26 protein-coding genes are annotated in these 26,381 nt (G+C 69.5%); 19 read left to right on the top strand and 7 right to left on the bottom strand.

The window, feature by feature from the left end:
* Positions 1–6: 6 nt before the first annotated feature.
* Entirely contained in the window at positions 7–1,074 is a 1,068-nt protein-coding gene (locus P3102_RS21515; protein WP_276361212.1) for a P1 family peptidase, read from the bottom strand.
* Positions 1,071–1,682, bottom strand: coding sequence for a TetR family transcriptional regulator C-terminal domain-containing protein (locus P3102_RS21510; protein ID WP_276361210.1), 612 nt, complete (start codon positions 1,680–1,682; stop codon positions 1,071–1,073). The genes P3102_RS21515 and P3102_RS21510 overlap by 4 nt, the downstream gene beginning before the upstream one ends.
* Positions 1,683–1,824: 142 nt before the next feature.
* Between P3102_RS21510 and P3102_RS21505 the strand changes: the two genes are divergently transcribed.
* A complete protein-coding gene (locus P3102_RS21505) occupies positions 1,825–3,201 on the top strand; it encodes an APC family permease (RefSeq protein WP_276361208.1) in 1,377 nt (458 codons plus the stop codon).
* Here the strand turns inward: P3102_RS21505 and P3102_RS21500 are convergent, their stop codons facing one another.
* Entirely contained in the window at positions 3,202–3,768 is a 567-nt protein-coding gene (locus tag P3102_RS21500; RefSeq protein WP_276361207.1) for an XRE family transcriptional regulator, read from the bottom strand. It lies immediately after the preceding gene.
* A 67-nt stretch (positions 3,769–3,835) separates the two neighbouring features.
* On the opposite strand from P3102_RS21500, the gene P3102_RS21495 reads away from it, so the two are divergent.
* From P3102_RS21495 to P3102_RS21475, 5 genes are all read left to right on the top strand, one after another.
* A complete protein-coding gene (locus P3102_RS21495) occupies positions 3,836–4,549 on the top strand; it encodes an AzlC family ABC transporter permease (protein ID WP_276361205.1) in 714 nt (237 codons plus the stop codon).
* A complete protein-coding gene (locus tag P3102_RS21490) occupies positions 4,549–4,869 on the top strand; it encodes an AzlD domain-containing protein (protein WP_005159089.1) in 321 nt (106 codons plus the stop codon). Before P3102_RS21495 ends, P3102_RS21490 begins: the two co-directional genes overlap by 1 nt.
* Before the next feature lie 54 nt (positions 4,870–4,923).
* Positions 4,924–5,553 carry a pyridoxal 5'-phosphate synthase glutaminase subunit PdxT gene (gene pdxT, locus P3102_RS21485; RefSeq protein WP_276361203.1) on the top strand — a complete coding sequence of 210 codons (630 nt, stop codon included), beginning with the start codon at positions 4,924–4,926 and terminating at the stop codon, positions 5,551–5,553.
* Between the two features lie 51 nt (positions 5,554–5,604).
* Positions 5,605–6,354: a YebC/PmpR family DNA-binding transcriptional regulator gene (locus P3102_RS21480; protein WP_007034926.1), complete on the top strand. Its 750-nt coding sequence runs from the start codon at positions 5,605–5,607 to the stop codon at positions 6,352–6,354.
* Positions 6,355–6,481: 127 nt separating this feature from the next.
* Positions 6,482–7,012, top strand: coding sequence for a DUF4262 domain-containing protein (locus P3102_RS21475; RefSeq protein WP_276361200.1), 531 nt, complete (start codon positions 6,482–6,484; stop codon positions 7,010–7,012).
* Between the two features lie 172 nt (positions 7,013–7,184).
* Here the strand turns inward: P3102_RS21475 and P3102_RS21470 are convergent, their stop codons facing one another.
* Positions 7,185–7,637 carry a cupin domain-containing protein gene (locus tag P3102_RS21470; protein ID WP_276361199.1) on the bottom strand — a complete coding sequence of 151 codons (453 nt, stop codon included), beginning with the start codon at positions 7,635–7,637 and terminating at the stop codon, positions 7,185–7,187.
* A gap of 78 nt (positions 7,638–7,715) precedes the next feature.
* On the opposite strand from P3102_RS21470, the gene ruvC reads away from it, so the two are divergent.
* From ruvC to P3102_RS21425, 9 genes are all read left to right on the top strand, one after another.
* Entirely contained in the window at positions 7,716–8,300 is a 585-nt protein-coding gene (gene ruvC / locus P3102_RS21465) for a crossover junction endodeoxyribonuclease RuvC (protein ID WP_276361197.1), read from the top strand.
* A complete protein-coding gene (gene ruvA, locus P3102_RS21460) occupies positions 8,297–8,896 on the top strand; it encodes a Holliday junction branch migration protein RuvA (RefSeq protein WP_276361195.1) in 600 nt (199 codons plus the stop codon). The genes ruvC and ruvA overlap by 4 nt, the downstream gene beginning before the upstream one ends.
* A gap of 9 nt (positions 8,897–8,905) precedes the next feature.
* Entirely contained in the window at positions 8,906–9,982 is a 1,077-nt protein-coding gene (gene ruvB / locus P3102_RS21455) for a Holliday junction branch migration DNA helicase RuvB (protein ID WP_276361193.1), read from the top strand.
* A gap of 145 nt (positions 9,983–10,127) precedes the next feature.
* Positions 10,128–10,535, top strand: a complete 408-nt coding sequence (gene yajC / locus P3102_RS21450; protein ID WP_276361191.1) for a preprotein translocase subunit YajC — start codon at positions 10,128–10,130, stop codon at positions 10,533–10,535.
* Between the two features lie 232 nt (positions 10,536–10,767).
* On the top strand, positions 10,768–12,462 hold the full coding sequence (gene secD, locus P3102_RS21445; protein ID WP_276361189.1) for a protein translocase subunit SecD: 1,695 nt from the start codon (positions 10,768–10,770) through the stop codon (positions 12,460–12,462).
* Positions 12,459–13,664: a protein translocase subunit SecF gene (gene secF / locus P3102_RS21440; RefSeq protein ID WP_276361187.1), complete on the top strand. Its 1,206-nt coding sequence runs from the start codon at positions 12,459–12,461 to the stop codon at positions 13,662–13,664. The genes secD and secF overlap by 4 nt, the downstream gene beginning before the upstream one ends.
* A gap of 110 nt (positions 13,665–13,774) precedes the next feature.
* A complete protein-coding gene (locus P3102_RS21435; RefSeq protein WP_276361185.1) occupies positions 13,775–14,293 on the top strand; it encodes an adenine phosphoribosyltransferase in 519 nt (172 codons plus the stop codon).
* 78 nt (positions 14,294–14,371) lie between these two features.
* A complete protein-coding gene (locus P3102_RS21430; RefSeq protein WP_125796824.1) occupies positions 14,372–16,702 on the top strand; it encodes a bifunctional (p)ppGpp synthetase/guanosine-3',5'-bis(diphosphate) 3'-pyrophosphohydrolase in 2,331 nt (776 codons plus the stop codon).
* Positions 16,703–16,732: 30 nt separating this feature from the next.
* Entirely contained in the window at positions 16,733–17,512 is a 780-nt protein-coding gene (locus P3102_RS21425) for an enoyl-CoA hydratase-related protein (protein WP_276361183.1), read from the top strand.
* Positions 17,513–17,628: 116 nt separating this feature from the next.
* On the opposite strand, the gene P3102_RS21420 is transcribed toward P3102_RS21425, so the two are convergent.
* Complete coding sequence (locus tag P3102_RS21420; protein ID WP_276361181.1) at positions 17,629–18,486, bottom strand: peptidylprolyl isomerase; 858 nt, start codon at positions 18,484–18,486, stop codon at positions 17,629–17,631.
* Positions 18,487–18,643: 157 nt separating this feature from the next.
* On the opposite strand from P3102_RS21420, the gene P3102_RS21415 reads away from it, so the two are divergent.
* Entirely contained in the window at positions 18,644–19,252 is a 609-nt protein-coding gene (locus P3102_RS21415) for an MBL fold metallo-hydrolase (protein WP_276361180.1), read from the top strand.
* Positions 19,252–19,908 (top strand): hypothetical protein, encoded by a 657-nt coding sequence (locus tag P3102_RS21410; RefSeq protein WP_276361178.1) that lies wholly within the window; start codon positions 19,252–19,254, stop codon positions 19,906–19,908. The genes P3102_RS21415 and P3102_RS21410 overlap by 1 nt, the downstream gene beginning before the upstream one ends.
* Positions 19,909–19,974: 66 nt before the next feature.
* On the opposite strand, the gene P3102_RS21405 is transcribed toward P3102_RS21410, so the two are convergent.
* On the bottom strand, positions 19,975–21,384 hold the full coding sequence (locus tag P3102_RS21405; RefSeq protein WP_276361176.1) for a YibE/F family protein: 1,410 nt from the start codon (positions 21,382–21,384) through the stop codon (positions 19,975–19,977).
* Between the two features lie 41 nt (positions 21,385–21,425).
* Positions 21,426–22,403: a GlxA family transcriptional regulator gene (locus P3102_RS21400; protein WP_276361174.1), complete on the bottom strand. Its 978-nt coding sequence runs from the start codon at positions 22,401–22,403 to the stop codon at positions 21,426–21,428.
* Positions 22,404–22,501: 98 nt separating this feature from the next.
* Between P3102_RS21400 and P3102_RS21395 the strand changes: the two genes are divergently transcribed.
* Positions 22,502–23,212 carry a DJ-1/PfpI family protein gene (locus tag P3102_RS21395; RefSeq protein ID WP_276361172.1) on the top strand — a complete coding sequence of 237 codons (711 nt, stop codon included), beginning with the start codon at positions 22,502–22,504 and terminating at the stop codon, positions 23,210–23,212.
* A gap of 86 nt (positions 23,213–23,298) precedes the next feature.
* Positions 23,299–26,265, top strand: coding sequence for a BTAD domain-containing putative transcriptional regulator (locus P3102_RS21390; protein ID WP_276361171.1), 2,967 nt, complete (start codon positions 23,299–23,301; stop codon positions 26,263–26,265).
* Positions 26,266–26,381: the final 116 nt, after the last annotated feature.

Here is a 26,381-nt window from a genome sequence, read left to right as displayed (position 1 = left end):
CGGGACCTAGCCCCGGTGCCAGCGCGCCGTCGGCAACGCCGGAACCCGGTGACCGCGATGGCCGGTCATCTCCTCGTTCGCGAACAGCGCGTTGAGCACCGCCTCCTCGGTCGCCTGCACCACGGCTTCGAAGAACGGATCGAGCCTGCCCCAAGGAACGAAGCGCAGGCTTTCGTACTCGGCTTCCTCCGTCCGCGGGAACCGGCTGGTGAGCGCCCCCGGGTTCGCCGTGCTGAACGCGAGGAAGAGGTCACCGGAGAAGTGCGAGCCGGCGGTGCCGGTGCGGGCCAGGCCGAGCGGGACGCGGCGGGCGAGTGACGTGCACTGACCGGGGAGCAGCGGAGCGTCGGTGCCCACGATCACGATCACCGACCCCGCGCCCGACGGTGCCGCCCAGTCCTCCTCCATCGGGTTGTCGGCGCCGAGTTCCGCCCCGACGTGCTCGCCCGCGACGGTGAATTCCCGGCGTGAGCCGAAGTTGGCCTGTACCAGCACGCCCACGGTGTACTCGTCGTCCCCATAGGACACGAGGCGGGAGGCCGTTCCCGTGCCGCCCTTGAAGCCGTAACAGGTCATCCCGGTGCCGCCGCCGACGGATCCTTCGCCGACCGGGCCGCTTCGCGCGGCGTCGATCGCCGCGACGGCGTGTCCACCGTGGATGGTCGGCGCGGTGCTGTCGTTCAGGTAACCGTCCCAGGTCTCGGCGACCACCGGCAGCAGCCATTCGGCGGCCACGTCCGGCCGCTCGCGCACCACCCAGTCGATCACACCGCGGTGGCAAGCGCCGACGGCGTGCGTGGAGGTGATCAGCACCGGCAGGGTCAGCGACCCGGTCTCGGCCAGCCACGCGGTTCCGGTCATCTCGCCGTTGCCGTTGAGGGCGTACGTCCCGGCCGCGCACGGCACGGCGAAATCCTCGCGGCCGCGCGGCAGGACGGCGGTGACGCCGGTCCGCACGGAGTCGCCCTCGACGAGCGTCGTGAAGCCGATTTCGACGCCGGGAACGTCGGTGAGCGCGTTGTGCTCACCGGTCCTGCCGGGCAGCGGGACACCCAGGTCACGGGCGCGGGTCATGGACGGTCCTCCAAAGGGTTCGAAGTGGCTGTGCGGGCATAGGAAAGCAACATCGCTTCGGCGGTCGCGGTCTCCAGCGTCGGCACGGCCTGGGTGAGGTGCAGGCCGTAGCCGTCTTCCAGGGCGACGAGGTTCCGCGCGATCGACACCGCGTCGGCGGTCAGGATGAACTCACCGGTGGCGGCACCCGCTTCGAGGATGCCGGTGTAGATCCGGACCTGCTGTTCGTAGAGCGTGATGTGCCGGGCGGCGTATACGGGATCGCGGCGGGCGATCGTGCCGAGTTCGTAGAGCAGTACGCAGAGTTCGTCGCCGGGTCCGGTGGGCAGTCCGCTGCGGATCATCGCCGACAGGCGCCCGGACGGGGTCGTCTTCGTGCTCGCGGCCCGTTCCCGTGCCGAACAGAACCGCCCCACCGCCTCCCGCTGCACCTCCTGGAGCAGGCCGGTGAGGGTGGGGAAGTAGTACAGGACCGAACCCGACGACAGGCCGGCGCCCTCGGCGACGTCCCTCAGCCGCAGGTTCAGCACGCCGCGTTCGAGGACCGCCCGCCTGGCCACCTCGATCAGTTCGGCACGTCGCTCCGCTGCCTTGCTCGGTCTCGCCATCCACTCATTCTTCGAATCTTGTTCGCAAAACGCAAGCGCCGAGCGCGATCAACTCTTGACGTTACATCGTGAAGGGCCTTTGATGCGTGCTCAACAGTTCTTCGAAGGAGATTCAAGGAACCCACCTTGTAGGAGGTCGGCCGTGTCCACTCCCACCCTGCGCCGCGGTCTGCGCACGCTCGGCACGCTGCTCATCACACTGTCCGCGATCAGTCCCGCCTCGTCGGTCTTCATCATCGCGCCGGGGGTGATCTCCGGGGCCGGGACGGGCGCCTTCTACAGCTTCGTGGCCGCCGCGGTCGTCGGGGTGTTCATGGCCTTCGTCTACGCCGAACTCGCGTCGGCGTTCCCGCTGGCGGGCGGCGAGTACGCGATAGTCACCCGGACGCTCGGCAGGTTGCCGGGCTTCGCCGTCCTCGGCCTGATGATCATCACGCAGGTGCTCATCGTCGCGGTGATCGCGCTCGGCGTCGGCACCTATCTCGGCGCGCTCATGCCCGGGGTGCCCGGTGCGGTGATCGCCGCCGTGACGTGCGTGGTCGCGGCCGTCGTCGGGGTGTTCGACATCAAGCTCAACGCCTGGGTCACCGGAATCTTCCTGGCGATCGAGATCCTCGCGCTGATCGTGGTCAGCGCGCTCGGACTGCTGAACCCGGCGCGGTCGTTCACCGATCTGCTCGCGCATCCGGTCGCCTCGGACGGCGGCCCGGCCACGGTCGGTGCCATCGCGATCGCCACCTCGGTCGCGATCTTCGCCTACAACGGCTACGGCTCGGCGGTGTACTTCGGCGAGGAGACGCAGGACGCCTCCCGGGGGATCGCCCGCGCGATCCTGCTGGCGCTCGGGATCACGGTGCTCGCGGAACTGATCCCGGTGACCGCCGTCCTGCTCGGCGCGCCCGATCTGAACGCGCTGTTCGCCTCGGGGAACATGTTGTCCTATTTCATCGATTCGCGCGGCGGGGGAACCCTCGACACGGTGCTGGGCTTGGCCGTCGCGCTCGCGATCATCAACGCGGTGCTGGCGATCGTGCTGATCAGCTCGCGGATGTTGTTCAGCAGTGGCCGTGACCGCGCCTGGCCGTCGCCGGTCAACCGCGCGCTGTCCGCCGTGCATCCGAAGTTCGGGACGCCGTGGGTGGCCACCGTCGGTACCGGCCTGGTCGCCGCGCTGCTCTGTTTCGTCGACCCGAAACTGCTGCTGGTGGTGACGAGCACGTCGATCGTGGCGGTCTACGCGGCGCTGTGTCTCGGCGCGATCGTCGGCAGGCGCACCGGCGCCACCGCGCACGCCGAGTACCGGATGCCGTGGTTCCCGGTCGCGCCGGTGCTGGCGCTGGCCGTGCTGGCGTTCGTCGTCTACCAGAACCTGCTCGACCCGGCGGTGGGACGGCCGAGCCTGATCGTCACCGCCTGCGTCACCCTGCTTTCGATCGCGTACTACCTCCTGGTGCTGAGGCGGAAAGGCGGCTGGAAACTGGCCGATGTCACCGAAGAGAAGGCCGAGGAGCCCGCTTGATCAGGTGTACTCCGCGATCTCCACGCCGTACGTACCCGGTTCGAGCGCCTCGAAGATGTGCGGGATGTCGCCGGGATAGCAGATGTAGTCACCGGGCAGCAGTTCCACCGGATCGTCCTGCGGCCCGACCCTGGCCCGCCCGGCGCTGAGGATCATGTGCTCGACGATGCCGCTCATGTGCGGATCCGAAAGCCGCGGCTTTCCGGGCTCGGCGCGAATCAGGTAGACGTCGCGCCGGGCGCCGGGCGGACAGGAACTGAGCAGTGTGCACGCGTAGTCGGCGTGTTCGGCGAACACCGTCGGCCCGCTGCCCGACCGGATGACCTGCACACGGGGGCGTTCGGGCTCGACCACCCGGGAGAAGGGCACATCGAGCGCGACGCACAACGCCCAGATCGTCTCGACGCTCGGGTTGCCGGCCCCGGACTCCAGTTGGGAGAGCGTGGACTTGGCGATGCCGGCGCGTCTGGCGACCTCGGTGAGGGACAACCCGGTGCGGGCGCGTTCCCGGCGCAGGGACGTGGCGATGACGTCCAGTGGGGCGCCGTCGGACGCGGTCGGGGACATGCGTTCGCTCCATCGGTCGATGTGTTCGCCTTGACGAACACGGGGGGTTCGTTCATTGTATGACGCTATGCGTTCGATATGGCGAACAACCACTCGTGTCCTGGGGCGCGATCTTCTCCGTGACATCGGGCTGGTCTGCCTCGCCGACACCATTGTCGGCATCTCCTACGGTGCGATCGCGGTGGGCTCCGGCTTCCCGATCTGGGCGCCGATGCTGCTTTCGGTGCTGGTCTTCGCAGGCGCCTCGCAGTTCATGTTCGTCGGCATCATCGCCGCCGGCGGCAGCCCGGTGGCGGCCGTGGCGGCGGGTCTGCTCGCCAACGCGCGGCATCTGCCGTTCGGCTTCGCGATCGGCGACGTCCTCGGCGAGCGGTGGTCGTCGAGGATCGTGGGCAGTCATTTGATGATCGACGAATCGGTCGCGTTCGCGCTGGCCCAGCGCGACGAACAGCGGCGCCGGGCGGCGTACTGGGTGTGCGGGATCGGGTTGTTCGTGTGCTGGAACGTCGGCGTTCTCGCCGGGGCGTACGCCGGGACCGCGATCAGCGACACCGACGCCTTCGGCCTCGACGCGGCCTTCCCGGCCGTCCTGCTCGCGCTGGTCCTGCCGTCGCTGCGTGATCGTGCCGCCCGGCTGCCGGTGCTCGTCGGCGTGGCCGTCGCGCTGGGCACGACGCCGTTCCTGCCCGCCGGGCTGCCGGTGTTGCTCGCACTGGTCGGCGTGCTGGCCGGGGTGGCCGCGAAGGAACCCGCCGATCGCGAACCCGAGGGAGTGCACTGATGGACCCGCTGGACCTGATCATCGCCGGCGGCGTGCTCGCTGCCGGGACCTTCGCCTTCCGATTCGCCGGGCCGGTGCTGAAGGCGCGGTTCACCGTGTCGCCCAAGGCCGAAAAACTGATGGCGCGTTCGGCCGTCGTGCTGCTGGCCGCGCTGGTCGCGGTCGCCGCGCTCACCGAAGGCCACGAGTTCGCCGGATACGCCCGCCCCGCCGGGGTCCTGGTCGGCGGTGTGCTCGCCTGGCGCAAGGCGCCGTTCGCGCTGGTCGTCGTGGCGGCCGCCGCGACCGCCGCCCTGCTGCGGCTGGCCGGGGTCCCCTGACCTGGCCGTTCCCTGGGGCGCCTAAGCTGGGGGGAAGGTCTTTCGGGAGGTCGGGTGGCGATCGCGACGGGGGCACGGCCGGTGGTCGGCGTGCTCGCACTGCAGGGCGACGTGCGTGAGCACGCGGCGATGGTGGAACGCGCCGGCGCGCGAGCGCTGCCGGTCCGCCGCGCGAACGAACTGTCCGAAGTGGACGGTCTGGTGCTGCCGGGCGGCGAATCGACGACCATGTCGAGGCTGCTGGAAACCTTCGAACTGCTGGAGCCGCTGCGCGAGCGCATCGCGGACGGCATGCCCGCGTTCGGCTCCTGCGCCGGGATGATCCTGCTCGCCCGCCAAGCCCTCGACGGGCGGCCTGACCAGCGGCAACTCGGCGGACTCGACGTCGTCGTCCGGCGCAACGCGTTCGGGCGGCAGGTGGACTCCTTCGAAGCCGACCTCGACTTCACCGGCGTCGGCGGCGGACCGGTGCACGCCGTGTTCATCCGTGCCCCGTGGGTCGAAAAGGCGGGCGACGGGGTCGAGGTACTCGCCAGTGTCCCCGAAATGCCGGGCTTCCACGACGCGGCCGCTAGGATCGTCGCGGTCCGGCAGGGGGCGGTACTCGCCACGTCGTTCCACCCCGAACTCACCGGGGACGAACGTGTGCACAGGCTGTTCGTCGACCTCGTGCGGCAGGCTTAAGCAAAACCGACACTGTGCTCAGCGGCGGGCACGGGAGTAGATGGAGGAGAGATGAGCGGCCACTCCAAGTGGGCCACCACGAAGCACAAGAAGGCCAACCTGGACGCGAAGCGCGGCAAGCTCTTCGCCAGGTTGATCAAGAACATCGAGGTGGCGGCCCGGACCGGCGGTGGCGACCCGGACGGCAACCCGACGCTCTACGACGCCATCCAGAAGGCCAAGAAGAACTCGGTCCCGCAGGACAACATCGAGCGCGCCCGCAAACGCGGCGCCGGTGAAGAGGCCGGTGGCGCCGACTGGCAGACCATCACCTACGAAGGCTACGGCCCGAACGGTGTGGCCGTGCTGATCGAATGCCTCACCGACAACAAGAACCGTGCCGCCATGGAGGTGCGGACCGCGCTCACCCGGAACAACGGCTCGCTCGCCGACCCGGGTTCGGTCGCCTACATGTTCAACCGCAAGGGCGTCGTGATCATGCCCAAAGGTGACGCCGGCGAGGACGACGTCCTCATGGCCGTGCTCGACGCGGGCGCGGAAGAGGTGAACGACCTCGACGAGAACTTCGAGATCGTCGCCGAGGCCACCGACCTCGTCCCGGTCCGGAAAGCTTTGCAGGAGGCCGGTTTCGAGTACGAGTCCGCGGACCTCACATTTCTGCCGTCGGTCAGCGTCCCGCTGGACGTCGAAGGCGCAAAGAAGGTCTTCAAGCTCATCGACGCGCTCGAGGATTGTGACGACGTGCAGAACGTGTACGCGAACTTCGACGTATCAGACGAGGTCATGGCCGAGGTTGGTTGACGGTTGTTCGCGCTGCGTCGGATTCCGTGTGTCGGACGAGGTCGTGGCCGAGGTCGGCTGATCGGTTTTCCCGTCGTACCGCGGGAATCGGTCCCGGGACTAGGTGTGAGCGCTCGCGTGGGGCACAATGTCGCGCGTGACGACCTCTGAAGCCGACGCCCTCACCGCCGAAGAAACCGATCTCCTCCAGTGGATCGAGTCGCAGGCGAGGGCGAGAGGGAACGCGGTCGTCGCGGTCGAGGGCGACGAGGAGGAAACGGCCTTCTGCTTCACCGCGTGCGCCTGGGCGTTGCACAACGTCGCGGAAGCGGTCGTGATCGGACTGCCCGAGCACATGGGCCCCGTCCTGCTCGACGCCTACGTCGACCGCGCGGCCGCCGGTGAGATCTTCGAGGTCGGCAGGCGCTACGACGATTTCTTCGAGGGCGCGCCGGTGGTCTTCGAACGGGTCGCGAAGGGGCACTATCCCGAATACTTCGGGAGCGCGTTCCTGATCTACCCGGACGGGGATTTCCCGGCGCTGCAAATGATCGTCGCCACGCCGGACGGGCACTTCCCGTGGCATCCGGACGCGCCCGAGGGCTTCGCGCGATACCAGCCGGTGCTGACCGAATCCGGTGACCCGGAGAGCTGGACGCCGGGCGTCGACGGTCCTTGAGCCGCTGCTGAGCGTGCTGTTCGTAAATCCGTGAAGGCCTCCTTAAGAGACCCAGAGTCCCTCAAGGAGGCCTTCACGGAAACGGCCGAAGTACAGGAAAGCCCCCTTCACGGCGCTAGGCGCAAGGAAGGGGCCTTCATGTACCTCGGGCAAGGGCGCACAAGTCCCAGGCTCACTCGAGCTCCAGCCACGGCGCCAGATCCTCCGTCGCCTCCGGCCATTCAGCGGCCAGTGCCGCCGCGGAGCGAAACTCGACGCAGTCGTCCGTGTAGGGCGGCACCACCACCGTCCCGGCCAGGCTCCACTCGCCGGTGCTCACCGACGCCTGCCAGACCCCGGCGGGCACCCCCACCTGCGGCCGCTGACCGGCCGCGACGTCCGGCCCCAGCACCGGCCGCGAGATCCGCCCGTCCGGGAACAGCAGCAGCATCCGCACCGGTGCTCCGGCATGGTGGGCGTAGATCTCCAGCCGGTCCAGCCGGTGCGGCGCCGAGGTTTCCGGGGGAACGAGCAGGTAATAGATGGCGGAAGCGGTTTCGTCGCGCCAGCTCTGAGACCAGCGGCCACCTTCCACGGGCAGCGGCTGGAGATCCAGATGAGCGGTGAACTCGTCGAAGCTCGGCATGTCCTCATCCTGCCCGCCCACGGCTCCGGGTAGCCTCAGCCTCGAACTGATGTTCGCTGGAGCGGCGGAGGGAAACGCGTGCGGGTACTCGGGGTCGACCCCGGTTTGACCAGGTGTGGGCTCGGAGTGGTCGACGGCGGCACGGGCCGCACCGTCCGCGCCGTGGCCGTGGACGTCGTGCGCACCCCGCCGGACGCCGAGCTGTCCGTGCGCCTGCTGGGGATCTCCGACGCCGCGGAGCGGTGGATGGATCGCTACCAGCCCGACGCCATCGCGGTGGAACGCGTTTTCGCGCAGCACAACGTGCGCACCGCGATGGGCACCGCGCAGGCGGGCGGGGTCGTCGCGCTCGCCGCGGCCAAACGGGGGCTGCCCGTCGTGTTCCACACCCCGAGTGAGGTCAAGGCCGCCGTCACGGGCTCCGGCCGCGCGGACAAGGCGCAGGTCACCGGTATGGTCATGCGGCTGCTCGGCCTCGAGGTCAAACCGCATCCGGCGGACGCCGCGGACGCGCTCGCGCTCGCCATCTGCCATCTGTGGCGCGAACCGATGCGTGTCCGGCTCGCCGAAGCCGAGGCCAGGGCCGCCGAGATCGCCAAGAACCACAAGGCCAGGCTCGCCGCCGCGGCCAGACAAGCCAAAACGCAGGGAGCGGCTCGATGATCTCCTCGGTACGCGGTGAAATCCTCTCCATCGGTCTCGACCACGTCGTGATCGAGGTCGGGGGAGTGGGCTTCGCCGTGCAGGCCACACCCGCCACCCTCGCGACGCTGCGCCGCGGCGAGGAGGCGAGGCTGCACACCGCGCTCGTGGTCCGCGAGGATTCCTTGACGCTGTTCGGCTTCGCCGACGCCGACGCCCGCGAACTGTTCGGCCTGCTGCAGACGGTCTCCGGGATCGGGCCACGCCTCGCGCTCGCCACACTGGCCGTCCTCGATCCCGACAAACTGCGCTCCGCGCTGGTCGAAGGCAACATCACCGTGCTCACCCAGGTGCCCGGCATCGGCCGCAAGGGCGCCGAGCGGCTCACCCTCGAACTGCGCGACAAGGTCACCGCGCTCGCCGGCCCGACCGACGGCACACCGGCGGTGGTCGCACCCGGCGCGCTGCGAGGGGAGGTCGTCGAAGCGCTCGCCGGCCTCGGCTTCCCGGCCAAGCAGGCCGAACTGGCCGTCGACAAGGTGCTCGGCGAAGGCGAAGGCCACACGACGGCTTCCGTGTTGCGCGCCGCGTTGGCAGGCCTCGGGCGGAAGCGGTAGCGGCGCCACATGGACTATGAAGCCGTGACGGATTTCGACGCCGACGACGAGACGCTTTCGGCGTTGCCGCAGACCGGCGAACGCGAGGTCGAGACCACGCTGCGCCCCCGCAAGCTGGACGAGTTCGTCGGCCAGCCGCGGGTGCGCGAACAGCTCGAACTCGTTCTGGAAAGCGCGCGCCGCCGGGGGGTCCCGCCGGATCACGTCCTGCTCTCCGGCCCGCCGGGACTGGGCAAGACGAGTATGGCGATGATCGTCGCCGCCGAACTCGACGCCGCCATCCGGATCACCTCCGGACCGGCGCTGGAACGCGCGGGCGATCTGGCCGCGATGCTGTCCAACCTGGCGCCCGGTGACGTCCTGTTCATCGACGAGATCCATCGCATCGCCCGCCCCGCCGAGGAGATGCTGTACCTCGCGATGGAGGACTTCCGCGTCGACGTCGTCGTCGGCAAGGGGCCCGGCGCCACCAGCATCCCGCTGGAAATCGCGCCGTTCACCCTGGTCGGAGCCACGACCAGGTCCGGTTCGCTGACCGGCCCGCTGCGCGACCGGTTCGGTTTCACCGGGCAGATGGAGTTCTACAGCGACAGCGAACTGGAACTCGTCGCCCGCCGCGCCGCCACGATCCTCGACATCGACATCGACCGGGACGGCTGCGCGGAGATCGCCCGGCGCTCCCGCGGCACACCTCGTATCGCGAACCGGCTCCTGCGCCGGGTGCGCGACTACGCCGAGGTCCGGGCCGACGGCAAGGTCACGCGCAAGATCGCGCGTGCCGCGCTGAAGGTCTACGACGTCGACGAACTCGGTCTCGACAGGCTCGACCGCGCGGTGCTGACCGCGCTGGTCCGCTCCTTCGGCGGCGGCCCGGTCGGCGTGTCCACCCTGGCCGTCGCGGTGGGGGAAGAACCGACCACCGTCGAAGAGGTGTGTGAGCCTTACCTGGTCCGCGCCGGTATGCTCGCCCGCACTCCTCGCGGCCGGGTCGCCACAGCGGCCGCCTGGGAACACCTCGGCCTGCCGGCCCCGGCCGGTGCCACTCGTGGCGAGCAGGGCGGACCGAACCTGTTCGACCAGGACTGACCGGGCCGTCCACGCGGCCAGGGGCCCGTGGAGACGACGGGTGGTGGTGGAGTTTCCGCTGGCGCCTGGCACACTCGGAGAGAGCACACCCCGCCAAACCGGACAAAACAGCGCACCGCGCGGCGTCCGCTCGAAATGGAGAATCATGAACCAGTTATTGCTGCCGCTGCTCCTGATGCTCGTTGTGGCGATTCCGCTCGTCATGGGCACCCGTAAGCAGAAGAAGGCGGCGGCAGCGCAGCAGGAGCTGCTCTCGAGCCTGGCTCCCGGTGACCGGGTGATGACCACCTCCGGTCTCTACGCCTCTGTCGCCGACGCTTCCGCCGACACCACGATCGACCTCGAGATCGCCCCCGGTGTCGTGACCACCTGGCTGCGTCAGGCCGTCCGCGAGAAGGTCGAGCCGGTCGTCGAGACCGACGTAGACGACGCTGACGCGATCGACGACGAAGCCGTCGTCGAGAAGCCGGTCGTCGAGTCGAAGGACGACGAGCGCGTCGAGGAGAAGTCGGGCGCGCAGATCGCTCCTCCGCTGGAGCACGGCAAGAAGTAGCGGTTGTAAGGCCATCCCCGACACCAGACTTTCGTAGGTGCGGGGCCAACGCCGGGCTCACGCAGCACCGAGTAGTGTCTCGGTGCTGCGTGCGTGTCCGCCGTCATAGTCGTGCCCGTTCACCGGGCGCCGTCGTCGGGGCAGGTTCGCGGTACCACCGGACTCCCGTCCGGTGCGTGAACAGCCAAGTCCATTGGGGAACACCCAGTCCGTCCGAGGAGACCGAAGCACAGTGGCCGCACCGGCCGGGCATCTCCGCCCGGGACGCTATCTCGCCTTCTTCGCCCTGATCGTGGTGGCGCTGTACGCCCTGGTGTTCTTCACCGGTAGCGGCAAGCCGACGCCGAAGCTCGGTATCGATCTGCAGGGCGGCACGAGGGTCACCCTCACCGCCCGTAATCCCGACGGCGGCGACCCCCCGCGAGAGTCCCTCGAACAGGCCCGCTCGATCATCGAGCGCCGGGTCAACGGAATCGGCGTCAGCGGCACCGAGGTCATCCTCGACGGCAGCAACGTCGTCATCACCGTCCCCGGTGAGCAGGGCGACCAGGCCAAGTCCCTGGGCAAGACCGCGAAGCTGGGCTTCCGGAAGGTCGTGACGTCGCAGCCGGTGACCCCGGTCCCGCAGCCGTCGGCCCCGCCCGCTTCGGCGCCGCCCACGTCGTCGGGTGCCCCCGGCGCGAGCGCTCCGCCGAGCAGCCCGGCCAACGGCGGCGGTGGCGCCGTCGGCGCGCCGCCGCAGCAGCAACCGGACGAGAACGCGGACGAGAAGACCAAGAAGGAGATCGAGGAGGCCCGGAGCCTCCGGCAGAACCCCGATCTGTTGTCGACGGACCAGGCGAAGCAGGCCGCCGCGGTCGAAAAGGCCTTCGCGGCGCTCAACTGCGACCCCAAGATCTCGGACCCGCTGGTCGGTAACGACCTCACCGACAAACCGTTGGTCGCCTGCGGTGACAAGAACACCATGAAGTACTTGCTGGAGCCGGAGTTCCTCCCCGGAACCGAGATCTCCGACGCCTCTTCCGGTTACGACACCCAGAACTCCCAGTGGGTCGTCAACCTGAACTTCAAGGGTGAAGGTTCCCGGATCTGGGGCGACTTCACTTCGAAGAACGTCCAGAAGCAGGCCGCGTTCGTCCTCGACACGCAGGTCGTCTCCGCGCCGACCATCCAGGCCGCGATCCTCGGCGGTCAGACGCAGATCACCGGCCGATTCAGCCAGACCGAGGCGAAGGACCTGGCGGATGTGCTGAAGTACGGTTCGCTGCCGCTGTCGTTCGAGTCCTCGGACGCGACCACGGTGTCCGCGACGCTGGGTCTCGCGTCGCTGCAGGCGGGCCTCCTCGCCGGCGGTATCGGCCTGCTGGCCGTGTTCGTCTACTGCATGTTCTATTACCGGCTGCTCGGCCTGCTGACGATTCTGTCGCTCGGTTTGTCGTTCGCGATCGTGTACGGCGTCCTGGTGCTGCTGGGGCGGTGGATCGGGTACACCCTCGACCTCGCGGGCGTGGCGGGCCTGATCATCGCGATCGGTATCACCGCGGACTCGTTCGTCATCTACTTCGAACGGTTGAAGGACGAAATCCGCGAAGGCAGATCCTTCCGATCCGCGGTCCCGCGCGGCTGGTCTCGGGCCCAGCGCACGATTCTCGCGGCGGACGCGGTCAGCTTCCTCGCCGCGGCGGTCCTCTACCTGCTGGCCGTCGGTGACGTGAAGGGCTTCGCGTTCACCCTCGGCATGTCGACGGTGCTCGACCTCGTCGTGGTCTACCTCGTGACGCATCCGCTGGTCGCGATGGTCTCCCGGTCGAAGTCGAAGTTCCTGTCCAATCCCAAGAACCTCGGCCTCGGCGCCGTGCAGCAGCTGGGCTCGGAGCGCAAGGCGGCCCGTCCCGCCACCGGTCGCCCGAACGTCAAGGAGGCGTGACCGTGGTCGACGAGAAGAACACCACCGAGAACAAGCACGAGAGCGTCTTCCACCGCCTGTACGTGGGCAGCGGCGTCTTCAACGTCGTCGGCGCCCGCAAGCGCTGGTATCTCTTCTTCGGTGCGCTTGTACTGGTGTGCATCGCGTCGATGGGGATCAAGGGGTTCAACTTCGGCATCGACTTCGAAGGCGGCACCCAGATTCAGATGCCCGCCAACGGCAAGAGCGGGCAGATCACCGAAGAGCGGGCCAAAGAGGTCTTCGCCTCCGCGCTGGGCAAGCCCGCCGACGAGGCACAGAAGGTCGGCAGCGGCGTCTCGTCCACCATTCAGCTCCGGTCGGACACCTTGGACTCGGCCCAGGTCGCCAAGGTGAAGCAGGCCCTGTTCCAGGAACTGGGCCCCATCGGGACCTCCGGCCAGCCCAGCGTCCAGGCGATCAGTGACAGCGCGGTGAGCGCGTCCTGGGGCGGGGAGATCTCTCGGCAGGCGCTGATCGCGCTCGGGGTCTTCCTGCTGGCGGTCACGTTGTTCCTGGCGTTGTACTTCGACCCCCGGATGGCGGCCGCGGCACTGGTCACCCTGCTGAACGACATCGTGGTGACGGCGGGTGTGTACTCGCTGATCGGTTTCGAGGTCACGCCGGCGACGGTGATCGGTCTGCTGACCATCCTCGGGTTCTCGCTGTACGACACGGTGGTGGTGTTCGACAAGGTCCGCGAGAACACCCGCGGCCTGCTCGGCCTGACCCGCCGGACCTACGCGGAAGCGGCGAACCTGGCGTTGAACCAGACGCTGATGCGTTCGTTCAACACCTCGTTGATCGCGGCGCTGCCGATCCTCGGGCTGCTGGTGATCGGCTACCTCCTGCTCGGTTCCGGCACCCTGCAGGAGCTCGCGCTCGTGCAGCTCACCGGCACCGTGGTCGGCGTGCTGTCGTCGGTCGCGCTGGCGACCCCGCTGCTGGTCGACTTCAAGATGCGTGACCCGAAGTACCGGCAGCAGGCCGATCGGGTCGCCTCGCGACGCGCGAACCAGGCCCGCAAGGCCGCCGCCGAACGCGATGACGACTTCGACCCGGCCGACGAGGACTCCCTGGCCGCCGAGCTCCGCAAGGAGAAGGCGTACGCCGCCGCGGCGAGTGTCCCCGCCCGGAACCAAAAGGCCCACAAGGGCCGTCCGTCGGGCAAGCGCAAGCGGTAGAACCGGCTTTCAAGCGCTATGAAGGGACCTTTCCTTGCAAAATTTGCAAGGAAAGGTCCCTTCATAGCGACCGGTCACGAACACAGGCGAGTTCGAGAGCAGGGAAGTACATGGAGCTGGACAACGCACTCGACCTGATCGCCGAGGTGCCGGACTTCCCGGAACCCGGCGTGCTGTTCCGGGACCTGAGTCCGCTGTTCGCCGACGCGGCGGGCTTCAAGGCCGTCATCGACGCGCTGGCCGCCACCGTCGATCCCGACGCCGACCTGCTGGCAGGAGTGGAAGCGCGCGGGTTCCTGCTCGCCGCCGCCGTCGGCTACTCCCGCGGTCTCGGTGTCGCCTTGATTCGCAAGCCCGGCAAGCTGCCGCGTGTCGCGGGCCGGGTCGGGTACAAGCTGGAGTACGGCACCGCGGCCGTCGAACTCCCCGAAGGTGTCGTCGCGCCCGGTCAGCGTGTCGCGGTCCTCGACGACGTGCTCGCCACCGGCGGCACGGTCGCGGCCACCTGCGAACTGCTGGAGGAGGCGAAGGCGCAGGTCACCGGGGTTTCGGTGGTCATGGAACTCGCCGCGCTCAGCGGTCGTTCCGTGCTCGACGGGCGTCGTGTGGAGGCTCTCCGGGTGTGTTGAGCGGGCATCCCCCGTGTGCCGCGAGGCGGAGCGGCTACGCTTGACGTCCGAAGGCCGCACGAAGCGCAGGAGGTGCGGGTGAGCCAAGAGCTCGATGCCGCGGTGTCCTCGAAGGACGGCACCGAGCAGAACGGTGCGACGCGACAGGGGGCCGCGCCGACACCGTCCGCGACGCGCCGCGTCCGTGCCCGGCTCGCCCGGCGGATCACCGCGCAGCGCGCCGCGCCGGTCAAGCAGGTACTCGAACCGCTCGCCGTCATCCACCGCGAGCTGCATCCGAACGCCGATCTCGCGCAGCTCCAGCGCGCCTACGACGTCGCCGAAGAACTCCATCGGGAGCAGCGGCGCAAGTCCGGCGACCCGTACATCACGCATCCGCTCGCGGTCGCGACCATCCTCGCCGAACTCGGCATGGACACCACGACGCTGGTCGCCGCGCTGCTGCACGACACCGTCGAAGACACCGGCTACTCGCTGGAGAGCCTGAAAGCGGACTTCGGCGAGAAGGTCGGCGAGCTCGTCGACGGCGTCACCAAATTGGACAAGGTCAAGCTCGGCACGGCGGCCGAGGCCGAAACCATCCGCAAGATGGTCATCGCGATGGCGCGGGATCCGCGCGTCCTGGTCATCAAGCTGGCCGACCGGCTGCACAACATGCGCACGATGCGCTTCCTGCCGCCCGAGAAGCAGGCCCGCAAGGCGCGCGAAACTCTCGAGGTCCTCGCCCCGCTGGCGCACCGGCTCGGCATGGCGACGGTCAAATGGGAGCTGGAGGATCTGGCGTTCGCCATCCTGCAGCCGAAGAAGTACGACGAGATCGTCCGCCTGGTCGCCGATCGCGCGCCTTCGCGCGACACGTACCTGCGTTCGGTGATCACCGAACTGACCGGCAACCTCGAAGGCTCGCGGATCACCGCCAAGGTCGAGGGCAGGCCGAAGCACTACTACTCGATCCACCAGAAGATGATCGTCCGCGGGCGCGACCTGGACGACATCCACGACCTGGTGGGCGTGCGGATCCTGGTCGAGGACGTCCGCGACTGCTACGCCGCGATGGGTGTCGTCCACGCGCTGTGGCAGCCGGTCCCCGGCCGGTTCAAGGACTACATCGCGCAGCCGCGGTTCGGCGTCTACCAGTCGTTGCACACCACGGTGATCGGGCCGGACGGCAAACCGCTGGAAGTCCAGATCCGCACCTACGAGATGCACCGCACCGCCGAGTACGGCATCGCCGCGCACTGGCGGTACAAGGAGACCAAGGGCACCCACAACGGGAACGCCGTGGACGTCGACGAGATGGCGTGGATGCGCCAGCTCCTCGACTGGCAGCGTGAAGCCGCGGACCCGGGCGACTTCCTCGAGTCACTGCGCTACGAGCTCGCGTCGCGCGAGATCTTCGTGTTCACGCCCAAGGGTGACGTGATCACGCTGCCGGTCGATTCGACGCCGGTCGACTTCGCCTACGCCGTGCACACCGAGGTCGGGCACCGCTGCATCGGCGCCCGCGTCAACGGCAGGCTCGTCGCGCTCGAACGCAAGCTGGAGAACGGCGAGGTCATCGAGATCTTCACCTCGAAGGCCGAAACGGCGGGGCCGAGCCGTGACTGGCTTCAGTTCGCCGGCTCGCCCAAGGCCCGCGCGAAGATCCGGCAGTGGTTCGCCAAGGAACGCCGCGACGAGGCGATCGAAGGCGGCAAGGAGGCCATCACCAAGGAGGTCCGCAAGGTCGGCCTCCCGATCCAGCGGCTGGTCTCCGCCGAGTCGATGGGCGCGGTCGCCACCGAACTCCGGCATCCCGACATCAGCTCGCTCTACGCCGCCGTCGGCGAGGGGCACACCAGCGCGAAGCACGTCGTGCAGCGTCTGGTCGCGCTCATCGGCGGCGTCGACGAGGCGGAGGAGGAGCTCGCCGAGCGCGCGACGCCGTCCACCGTCACCCGCCGCCGCGGCTCGAACGACGTCGGTGTCGTGGTGAAGGGTGCCAGCGACGTCTGGGCCAAACTCGCCCGTTGCTGCACGCCGGTGCCCGGCGACGAGATCCTCGGTTTCGTCACCCGCGGCGGCGGTGTCAGCGTGCACCGAACGGATTGCACCAACGCCGACGACCTGACCGCGCAGCCCGAACGGCTGGTCGAGGTGGAATGGGCGCCTTCGGCGTCTTCGGTGTTCCTGGTCGCGATCCAGGTCGAGGCGCTGGACCGGCACCGGCTGCTCTCGGACGTCACCAAGGTGCTCGCGGACGAGAAGGTCAACATCCTGTCCGCGTCGGTGACGACGTCACGCGACCGGGTCGCGGTCAGCCGGTTCTCGTTCGAGATGGGCGACCCGAAGCACCTCGGCCACGTGCTGAAGGTGGTCCGGGGCGTGGAGGGCGTTTACGACGTGTATCGGGTCACTTCGGCTTCGTGATCGTCCGTGTCATCCGGTTAGGTTCGGAAGATGACTGACGGGTTCGAGGTCACCCGCGACGGCGAGGTCGCGCGGCTGACGTTCACCAGGCCGGAAAAGATGAACGCGATCACCTACGGGATGTGGTCGGCGATCCCGGACGTGGTGGCGCGGGTGGACGCGGATCCGGCGATCAAGGTCCTCGTGCTGACCGGCGCGGGCGCGCATTTCTCGGCGGGCGCGGACATCAGCGAATTCCGGGACCTGCGGTCCACCGCCGAGGCGGCCGAGACCTACGACAAGGCCGTCGATGGTGCCGTGGCGGCGCTGACCGCGTCACGGAAGCCGACGGTGGCGATGATCAAGGGGAACTGCATCGGCGGCGGTTGTCAGATCTCGGTCGCCTGTGACTTCCGGTTCGCCGCCGAGGGGGCACGCTTCGGCATCACGCCGGCGAAGCTCGGGATCGTCTACCACTTCGCTTCGACACGGCAGCTGGTCTCCTTGGTCGGCCCCGCGCACGCGAAGTACTTCCTGCTCTCGGGCGAACTCGTCGACGCGCGGAGGGCACGGGAAATCGGGTTGCTCAACGACGTGTTCCCCGTCGGTGAACTGGCGGCCTCGACGGCGAAGTTCGTCGAAACGCTGGCTTCGCGCTCGCAGGCGTCGGTGCGCGGGATGAACCGGATCATCGAGAAGATCGTTGCGGGACAAGAGGAATCGGACGCCGAAGTGGACGAGATCCGGCTCGGTGCCTTGCACGGCGAGGACTACGCCGAGGGCGTGGCCGCGTTCCTGGCGCGGCGGCCGCCGAAGTTCACCTACCGCTGAGGTCCGCTTTCATCGAGGAGTACGAGAATTCACGGTATCGCGGTGAAATGGCCATGGCCCAACGCGCCCGCCCGGTCTTCCGACCGGGCGGGCGCGCCGTGAGCTCCGGTTTCACGTCAGGCGTTGACCGTGACGCCGGTGAACTTGACCTCGGTGTTGGGCGGGCCGGTGCCGTCGCCGTTGCCGGCCTGCGTGTTCGCGCCCGCCTTGGCGACCTTGTCGAGCACCTTCAGGCCTTCGTCGGAGATGCTGCCGAAGACCGAGTACTCGGCGGGCAGTTCGGCCTCGCCGTAGACCATGAAGAACTGGCTTCCACCGGAGTTCGGCTGCTGCGTCTTCGCCATCGCGAGGATGCCGCGGCCGTACTTGATCTCCTTGAACGCCTCGTCCGGCATGGTGTAGCCCGGGCCGCCCATGCCGCTGGCCTCGGGGTCGCCGCACTGCAGCATCTGCAGGCCGGAGGTGCCGAGCCGGTGGCACTTGGAGTCGGTGAAGTAGCCCTGCTGCGAAAGGCTGATGAAGCTCTGCACGGCGCACGGGGCGAGTGCCCGGTCCAGCGTCAGCGGGATGTCGCCCGCGGTGCTCTTCAGCACGACGTTCACCGTGCCGTTCGAAGAGACGTCCTTGCCTTCCGGCTTGTTCACCTTCTTCGAAGCCGGCTTGGCGGAGTCGTCCTTGTAATCGCAGGCCACCGGGTTCGCCAGCGGCGTCGGCCGCTTCGGCAGCGGAGCGCGCTCCGTGGGGATGGTGACCTCGGGGGTCGGAGGAGCCGAGCTCGGGGAAGCGTCGGAGGCGGCATCGTCACCACTGTTACTGCTGACGATCCACCACACCGCGCCCGCCACGATGGCGACGACACCGACGACCGCCACCGAGCCGACGATCCTGCGCCGCTTGGCCTTTTCGGCCCGTCGCACGATCTGTCGCTCGAGCTTGCGCTTCGCGGCTTCGCGGCGCTGCTGGTTGGTCGGCACCCGCCCTCCCGGTTTCCACTCGATGTTCACACGTCTGAGGTGGGGGAAGTCTATGGGCACAGGCTGTGAGACCCCCGTACAGGGGCCGCTAGGCTTACTTGATCGTGATCAGGACCATCCTGTCACCCGTTCGACGGAAGTTCTGAGGAGGCGTTTCGTGCTGGTCGTCGGTTTTCCGGCAGGCCCCCTCGAAGCCAACTGCTACCTGCTCGCCCCTGGCGGCGGCGGTGAGTGCGTGATCGTCGATCCCGGTGAGGACGTCGCCGAGCCGATCGAGGCCGCGCTCGCCGCGCACGGCCTGACGCCGGTCGCGATGCTCGCCACCCACGGCCATCCGGATCACGTCGCTTCGGCGGCCGAGGTCGGCGCGCTCCACGGGATACCTCTCCATCTGCACGAGGCGGACCGGCCACTGCTCGGTCGGGACGCCGGGGAACGGAAGGACGGGATCGTGCCACTCGCCGATGGCCCGCTCAGGCTGGCCGGACTGGAGATCACGGTGTCCCGCACCCCGGGGCACACCGCCGGTTCGGTGGTCTTCGGGCTGACTTCCGCCGAGGGTGGCCGCATCGCGCTCACCGGGGACAGCCTGTTCGCCGGTTCGATCGGCCGGTCCTCCGGCGAGGGCGACGAACTCGTGCGGTCACTCGGCGCCAAGGTGATGACGTTGCCCGACGACACCGTGGTCCTGCCGGGGCACGGTCCGGCCACCACGATCGGGCAGGAGCGGGCGGGCAACCCGTTCCTCGCCGGGAGGGGCGTGTGATGGCGGAGCCGACCGGGATCCCGGAGACCCCCGAACGTCTCCCGCTGTTCCACGACGACCCGGAACTGCGTCGCAGGCGCGGCTGTTCCAGCATCGCCGGTGTCGTGATCTTCGCGGCCGCGTTCGGCGGGATCGCCGGACTGATCGGGGGTGAGCTCGCCGGGCTCGTGGTCGCCGGAGTGATCGCGGTACCGCTGCTCTACGTCATGTTCTACAACCTGCGCCGCCGAGTCTGGCTCGAAGGCGGGACGCTCATCGTGCGGACCTGGGGGGTGCGGCGGATCGATCTCACCGCGGCCGAGCGCCTCGACCTGGTGATCAGCGACGTGCGCGGCACCCGGACGGTCAGCCTGCTGGTGAACGCGGGCAAACGCCGCAAGGTCGCGAAGGTCGACATGGCCGTGTACTCCGGCGCGGGCGGCCGGGAGCTGGGCATCCTGCAACTGCGCAAGCTGGCGAACGCGCTGCTGAACAACACCGAGGCGAACGGCCTGGTGTTCTCGGAACTGCTGGTGGCGCAGCTGAAGTCGGAGGCGCGCGGGGACGCGGCGGCGGAACGGCCGCTCTACCGGCTCGCCTCGGCGGCGCCCAGCGGGAAGTACATCCAGCGGTTCGCGATGGAAGCGGTGAGCCGGTTCGTGGCGACGCTGGACTGAGTGGTGGGTCTCGTCGGGTCGCTTGTCCGGAAGTCATGGGGGCGCATGGCCTCGGGACGGCGGTGACTACAGGGACTCTTGTGGCTCCCGTGAGGCGATCAGGGCGGCCAGCACGGTGGTCACCGGGACCGCCGCGACGATCCCGACGCTCCCGGCCAGTGTCCGCACGATCTCCTGCGCGATGTTCTCCGCGCCGAGGACCGAGCCGAGTCCGACGCCGGAAAGCGACGTGTACAGCAATACCGGCAGCGCCGCCCCGGCGTAGGCCATCACGAGGGTGTTGACCGCCGAGCCGACGTGGTCACGACCGATCCGCAGGCCCGCGCCGTAGAGCTCGCGCCAGCCGAGCGACGGGTTCGCTCGCCGAAGTTCCCACACCGCGCTCGTCTGCGTCACCGTGACGTCGTCCAGCACGCCGAGCGCGCCGATCACGACACCCGCCAGCAGCAGCCCCCGCGCGTCGATCCCGTGCCCGAGCGAACCGATCAGCTGCGAAGTGCTGTCGTCCAGCCCGGTCAGCGCGGCCGCGGCCGAGAAGATCGCCGACAGGACGCCGATCAGGACCAGGCTCACCAAGGTGCCCAGCACCGCCACCGATGTTCTCGCGGACAGCCCGTGCGTCAGGTACAGCGCGGCGAACATGATCGCGCCCGCGCCCGCGATCGCCACCAGCAGCGGACTTTCCCCGGCGAGGATGGACGGCAGCACGAACAGCGCCAGCACCAGGAAGCTCAGCCCGAGCGCGACCAGCGCGGCGAGCCCCTGCCAGCGGCCCAGCACGATCACCGCGAGCGCGAACAACCCGGCGAGCAGCAGCAGCGGGATGCCCCGCTGGAAGTCGACGATCTGGAACGACGCGGGGTCCGCGACGTCGCCGCCGTTGTAGGACAACACCACTTCGTCACCGGCGGCGAACCGCGGGGTGCTCGGCTCGATCGGCAGGGTCAGCTTCAGCGACTTCCCGGCCCCGGGGCCATCGGTCATCGTCAGTTCGCTGGTGAGACACGGTTTCGCGTCCGGCGGCGGCTCGCCGACCTGGACCTGTCCCTCGGCGAGACACGGACCGGTGACCGTTCCGGTGATCGTGGCGTTCACCGGAACTCCCTGGGGGAAGGCGCTTTTCGCCGGCTCCTTGCCCCACGGGTAGAGCAGGATCATGCCGACGACGGTCGCGACGGCGAGCGGGATCAGCAGCCACATCAGCAGCAGCCGGACCTGGCGAGAGGCGGGCGCCGCCGGTCCGTGGCCGTGCGAGTGCCCGTGGCCGACCGGCTCGGGCTTCGGTTCGGGGGCGCGACGTCTGCCCGATTCGGCCGGCCGGGGCCGCTGGGCCGGGGGGCGGGGACGCCGCGTGCCCTCGGGCGGCGGCGGCGTGCGGCGCGGCGAACGGGGCGTTCCGGGCGAACGATCGGACGGGGTGTCCGTAACCCGGCGAATCGGGCCCGTGTCGTCGTCGGAGAGGTCGCGGCGGTTCACCCGCACATCCTCCACAGTGCGCGCCGCGTGCCGCACACGGCCTAGCCGAACGCCTGCCGAAGATGGACACGGCGGTAGGCCGACGGCGGGGTGTCGAAGTGATCGAGGAAGGCCTGGCGGAGCGTCTCGGTCGAGCCGAACCCGCATCGCCTCGCGATCGACGTCAGCGGAAGTTCGGTGCCGCACAACAATTTCGCCGCGCTTTCGGTCCTCGCCGCGCGTACGTACCTGCTGGGCGTGGTGCTGAGGTGGGCGTCGAACAACCTGGTCAGCTGCCGGGTGCTGATCCCGGCCCGTTCGGCGAGGACGGTGGTGCCCAGATCGCCCGCGAGATGCTCGGCGACGTACGCGGTGATGTCACGGACCAGCCGGTTCTCGGGCGGCGGGCCGGACAGGAACATGCTCACCTGCGCCTGATTGCCCGGCCGCTGCAGATAGGTCACCAGCATGCGGGCGACCTCCCTGGCGAGGCTGGGGCCGTGGTCCTCCTCGACGAACGCGAGGGTCAGGTCGATCCCGCTGGTGACGCCCGCCGCCGTGTAGACGTTGCCGTCGCGCACGTACAGCGGCACCGGATCCACGTTCACCTGCGGATAGTTCGTCGCGAGCCGGTTGGCGAACCGCCAGTGGGTGGTGGCGCGGCGGCCGTTGAGCAGCCCGCACGCGGCGAGCACGGTGGCGCCGGTGCACACCGACGCGACCCGACGGCTCTGCTGCGCGAGCCTGCGGACGTGGGTCACGACCCGCGCGTCGGCGGCGGCCGCCTCGTGCCCGGTGCCGCCCGCGACGATCAGCGTGTCCAGTTCGCCGGTCACCTGGTCGAGCCGGTGCTGTGCCTGCAGCGTGAGCCCGGACTCGCAGCGGATGCCCCGGCCGTCGACGCCGGCGAGCATGATTTCGTACCCCGGCTTGCCGCCGAGTTTGGTCGCGGCGTCCAGGACGTCGGAGGGACCGGCGATGTCGAGCAACTCTGCGTTGCTGTAGCCGACGATCAGCACTCGTCTGGGTGAACTCGGCATGAGCGAACGCTAGCAGGAGTGTCCGGCCGTCGGACGTTGTTCGCAGGAATCCGGACATCCGGCCCGCCGCGGCCCCGCGCCTGCGACACCTTGGTCCCATGACAGACGACGAGAAGACGATCGCGTTCGTGGCGTACCCGGGGATGACCCCGCTCGACCTGGTCGGGCCGCTGACCGTGCTGGACGGGATGGCGAGCACCGCGCAGGAGTACCGGACGGTCGTGGTCGGCGAGACGAAGGACCCGGTCACCACCGACAACCCGCTGAAGCTGGTGGCGACCCACACCTACGACGAGGTCCCCTCGCCGTACGCGTTGCTCGTGCCCGGTGGCGCCGCCCCGACGCTGAAGGCACTCGCCGACGAGAAGCTGATCGGGTATCTGCGGGAAGCCGGGGCGAACGCGGAACTCGTGACCTCGGTGTGCACGGGATCGCTGCTGCTGGGGCAGGCCGGTCTGCTGGAGGGCCGTCGCGCCGCGACGCACTGGATGTTCCGCGAACTGCTGGGCGCGTTCGGGGCGGAACCGGTCGCCGGACGCTGGGTCGAGGACGGGAACGTGATCACCGCCGCCGGGGTGTCGGCGGGGATCGACCTCGCGCTGCACCTGGTCGAGCGGCTCGCCGGGGCCGAGACGGCGCGGACGATCCAGTTCGTCATCGAGTACGACCCGGAGCCGCCGCAGGGCCCGCTGGACTGGTCCAAGCGGCCCTACGGTGACCTCAAGCCCCTGCTGGAACACACGGTGAACGAAGCACTCGCGGAGGAACCCGCCTTGCGGGACCGGCTGCTCGCGCACACGGGAAGGTGAGGGGGCGGCCATCCGGGTGAGAAATCACCGATTCGGGTACAGCACCGGGTTACATTCGGGTCATCCGTACAGGTGATAGGTGATTTGTGAAGTTCCAGGTGCTCGGCCCGCTCGCGGCCTCGGTTCCGCTGCCGTCGGCGGCTCAGCCCCGTCGGGTGCTCGCCGTGCTCCTGACCCGGCCGAACGAGTTCGTCCACCGGGACACCCTGGTGGACGAACTCTGGCCGCAGGGACCGCCCTCGAGTGCCGCCGCGGTCGTGCAGATGGCGGTTTCCAAACTGCGCAAGGCGTTGTCGCCCGGTGTGCCGGCGGACGACGTCCGGCAGCGGCTGCGGTCCGGCCGGGGCGGTTACCGGCTGACGGTGTCGGAAGGCGAGCTGGACGTCACCGATTTCTCCGAGTTGACGGCCGCGGCCGCGAGGGCGACCGGCGACGAGCGCAAAGTGCTGCTCGAACGGGCACTCGGGTGGTGGCGTGGCCGGGCGTTCGCCGACGTTCCGGCGGGCCCGCTGGTGGAGGCGCACCGGATGTGGCTGGAGGAACAGCGGAGCTCGGTGCTGGGCAAACTCGTCGAGCTGGAGCTGGCGGCCGGTGATCACAAGGCCGTCGCCGACCGGCTGGGACCCGAGCTGGCCGTCCGGCCCGCCGACGAACGCCTCGCCGGGTGGCTGGCCGAGGCGTTGCACGGGCTCGGGCGGCGGGACGCGGCGCTGGCCGTCCTCGACCGGTGCCGTCACACGCTGTGGGAGCACGCCGGTGTTTCACCGGGGGAGGAGCTGCTCGCGGTCCACCGGCGGATCGCCGGAACCGGGTGGTCGGCGGGCGGGGCGCCGTGCCGGCTACCGCCCGCGACGCCGGATTTCACCGGAAGAGCAACGGAATTGGCGGACGTGGTCCGTGCGCTGCGAAGTCCCGCGCCGGTCGTGCTGCATGGGCGGGCGGGAGCGGGGAAGAGCGCGCTGGCCGTCCAAGCCGCGTGGCGGGTACGCAAGCGGTTCCCCGATGGTCAGCTGGTCGCCGACCTGCGCGAGCCCGGTGACGTGCTCACCGGGCTCCTGCGCGCGCTCGGCCTCGCGGAAACGGAACTCCCCGCCGACCGGGCCGGACTGATGTCGTCGTGGCGGAGCCACACCGCGGGCCGGCGGCTGCTGGTGATCCTCGAGAACTGCCGGTCCGAGGCGGAGGCACGGCCGCTGCTGCCGAGCGGTCCCGGCTGCGCGACGATCGTCACGACGCGGCGAAGGCTGGCCGGGCTCGTCGGCGCCAGACCGGTCGAGGTCGGCGCGCTGTCCTACGCGGAAGCGCGGACACTGCTCGGCGCGATCGCCGGAGAGACCCGGTTGTCCGCCGAACCCGACGCCGTCCGCCGGGTGGTGGCCTGCTGTGACGGCCTCGCGCTGGCGGTGCGGGCGGCGGGAACGAAGCTGCTGCTGCGGCCGAGGCTGAGCGTCGCCGAGTTCGCGACCCGCCTGGAGAACGAGCACCTGCGCCTCGACGAACTCTCCGCCGGTGACCTGGCCGTCCGCCCGGTGCTCGCCGAAGCCCTGGCCGAGCTTTCGCCACGACAGCGCGATTCCTTGCGGCTGCTCGGTTTCCCCGGTGCCACCGAGATCGCGGACTGGTTCGCGGCGGCCATGCTGGGCTGTTCGGCCCGCGAAGCGGCCGAGCTGCTCGACGAACTGGTGGACGACCACCTGCTCCACGCCGAGCCGGACCGGTCCGGCTTCCTTCGGTACCGGCTGCCGGATCTCGAGCGGCTCACCCTCCGCGAGCCGCCCGATCCGGCGGCCCTCGAGCGCGCGCTGACGGTCATGGCGGCGTTGGCCGAACACGCTGCCGCCGCGCTCGGTGCCGCGTATCCGCCGCCTCGGCGAGACGATGCCCCGGCGGCGGTTTCGGATCGCGTCGCGGCCGGCCCGATCAGTTGGCGGGTCACCGAAAGCGCGAACCTGGCGCTCGCCGTCCGGACCGCGAAGAAGTACGGCTGGACCGAGCTGACCACGCGGCTCGCCGACGCCTACAGCGATCTCGTCGGACCGCGGAACGGCGGTTCCCCGGCCTGGGTCGGCTTCGGCATCGTGCGCGATCGCCTCGATCTTCCCGCGGAGGCACGGAAACTCCTGAAGCTGGGACATGCCCACGCCGACGCGGGGGACCTGGCCCGGGCAAGGACCTGTTTCTCGCTGGCCGAAGCCAGATTCCGCGCCGCGGGTGAGCAACGGGGTACCGGTGCCGCACTCGTCGCGCTCGCCGACGTCGACGCGGACTCCGGCCGGGCCGGTTCGGCGGTCCACGCGCTGCGGGAGGCGATGGAGCTGTTGCGGGACTGCGGCGATCTCGCCGGGCAGGCGATGGCCTCGGCCCAGTTCGGCTCGTTGTGGGACGACCTCGGCGACTTCCGCCGGGCGAAGGAATGCTTCGAAGCGAGCCTGCTGCTGTCGCTCCATTGCGAGGACGGGCGGCAACACGACCGGTCCGCCAAACGGTACGCCGACGTCCTGCGACGGACCGGCCGCGTGGACGAGGCCGGCGAGTTGTTGACGAGTGCCCTCATCGGCACCCGTAGCTCGCGCGAACGCCACTGGGAGGCGCACGTCCTCCGCAGTTTCGGGGATCTCCACGCGAAAGCCGGTGACGCGGGGGAGAGCGAACGATGTCTTTCGCGGTCACTGGAGCTGTTCGAGGACGTCGGGCACCGGCACGCCGCCGCCTACACGCATCGAAGCTTCGGCGAATCCCTGCGGCTGGCGGGTGAGCACGGCCGGGCCGCAGACCATCTGGGACTCGCGATGAGTACGTTCCGCGAGCTCGGCGATCGGCGCGGCGGCGGATATGCCTTACTGAGCTTCGGGCGTCTGCGGACTGACGAAGGCGTCGTGGCCGAAGCCGCCGAAGGGCTTCGCACCGCGGCGGGGTTGTTCCGGGAGCTGGGATTCCCGGTGTGGGAGCTGCGTGCGCTCCAGGGCCTTTCCGCCGTGGACAGGAGTGGACGCCAGCGGGATCGGGCTCGTGAAGCCTTGGCGAAGATCCGCTCCAGGGTGACTCCGGCCTAGTCCGGCGGGGGAGCACCGCCAACGGCGTTTGGCGAAGTTATGGCGACGGCGTGTTGACTCCGGCTCAGGTGAGCGGACTTCGCGCCGTCCCGAAATCGCGGGACTGGGGGTGGCGG

Origin of the sequence: Amycolatopsis sp. QT-25 (assembly GCF_029369745.1) — a bacterium.
In the GTDB taxonomy this organism is placed as follows: domain Bacteria; phylum Actinomycetota; class Actinomycetes; order Mycobacteriales; family Pseudonocardiaceae; genus Amycolatopsis.
This window is presented reverse-complemented; position numbering and strand designations above follow the sequence as displayed.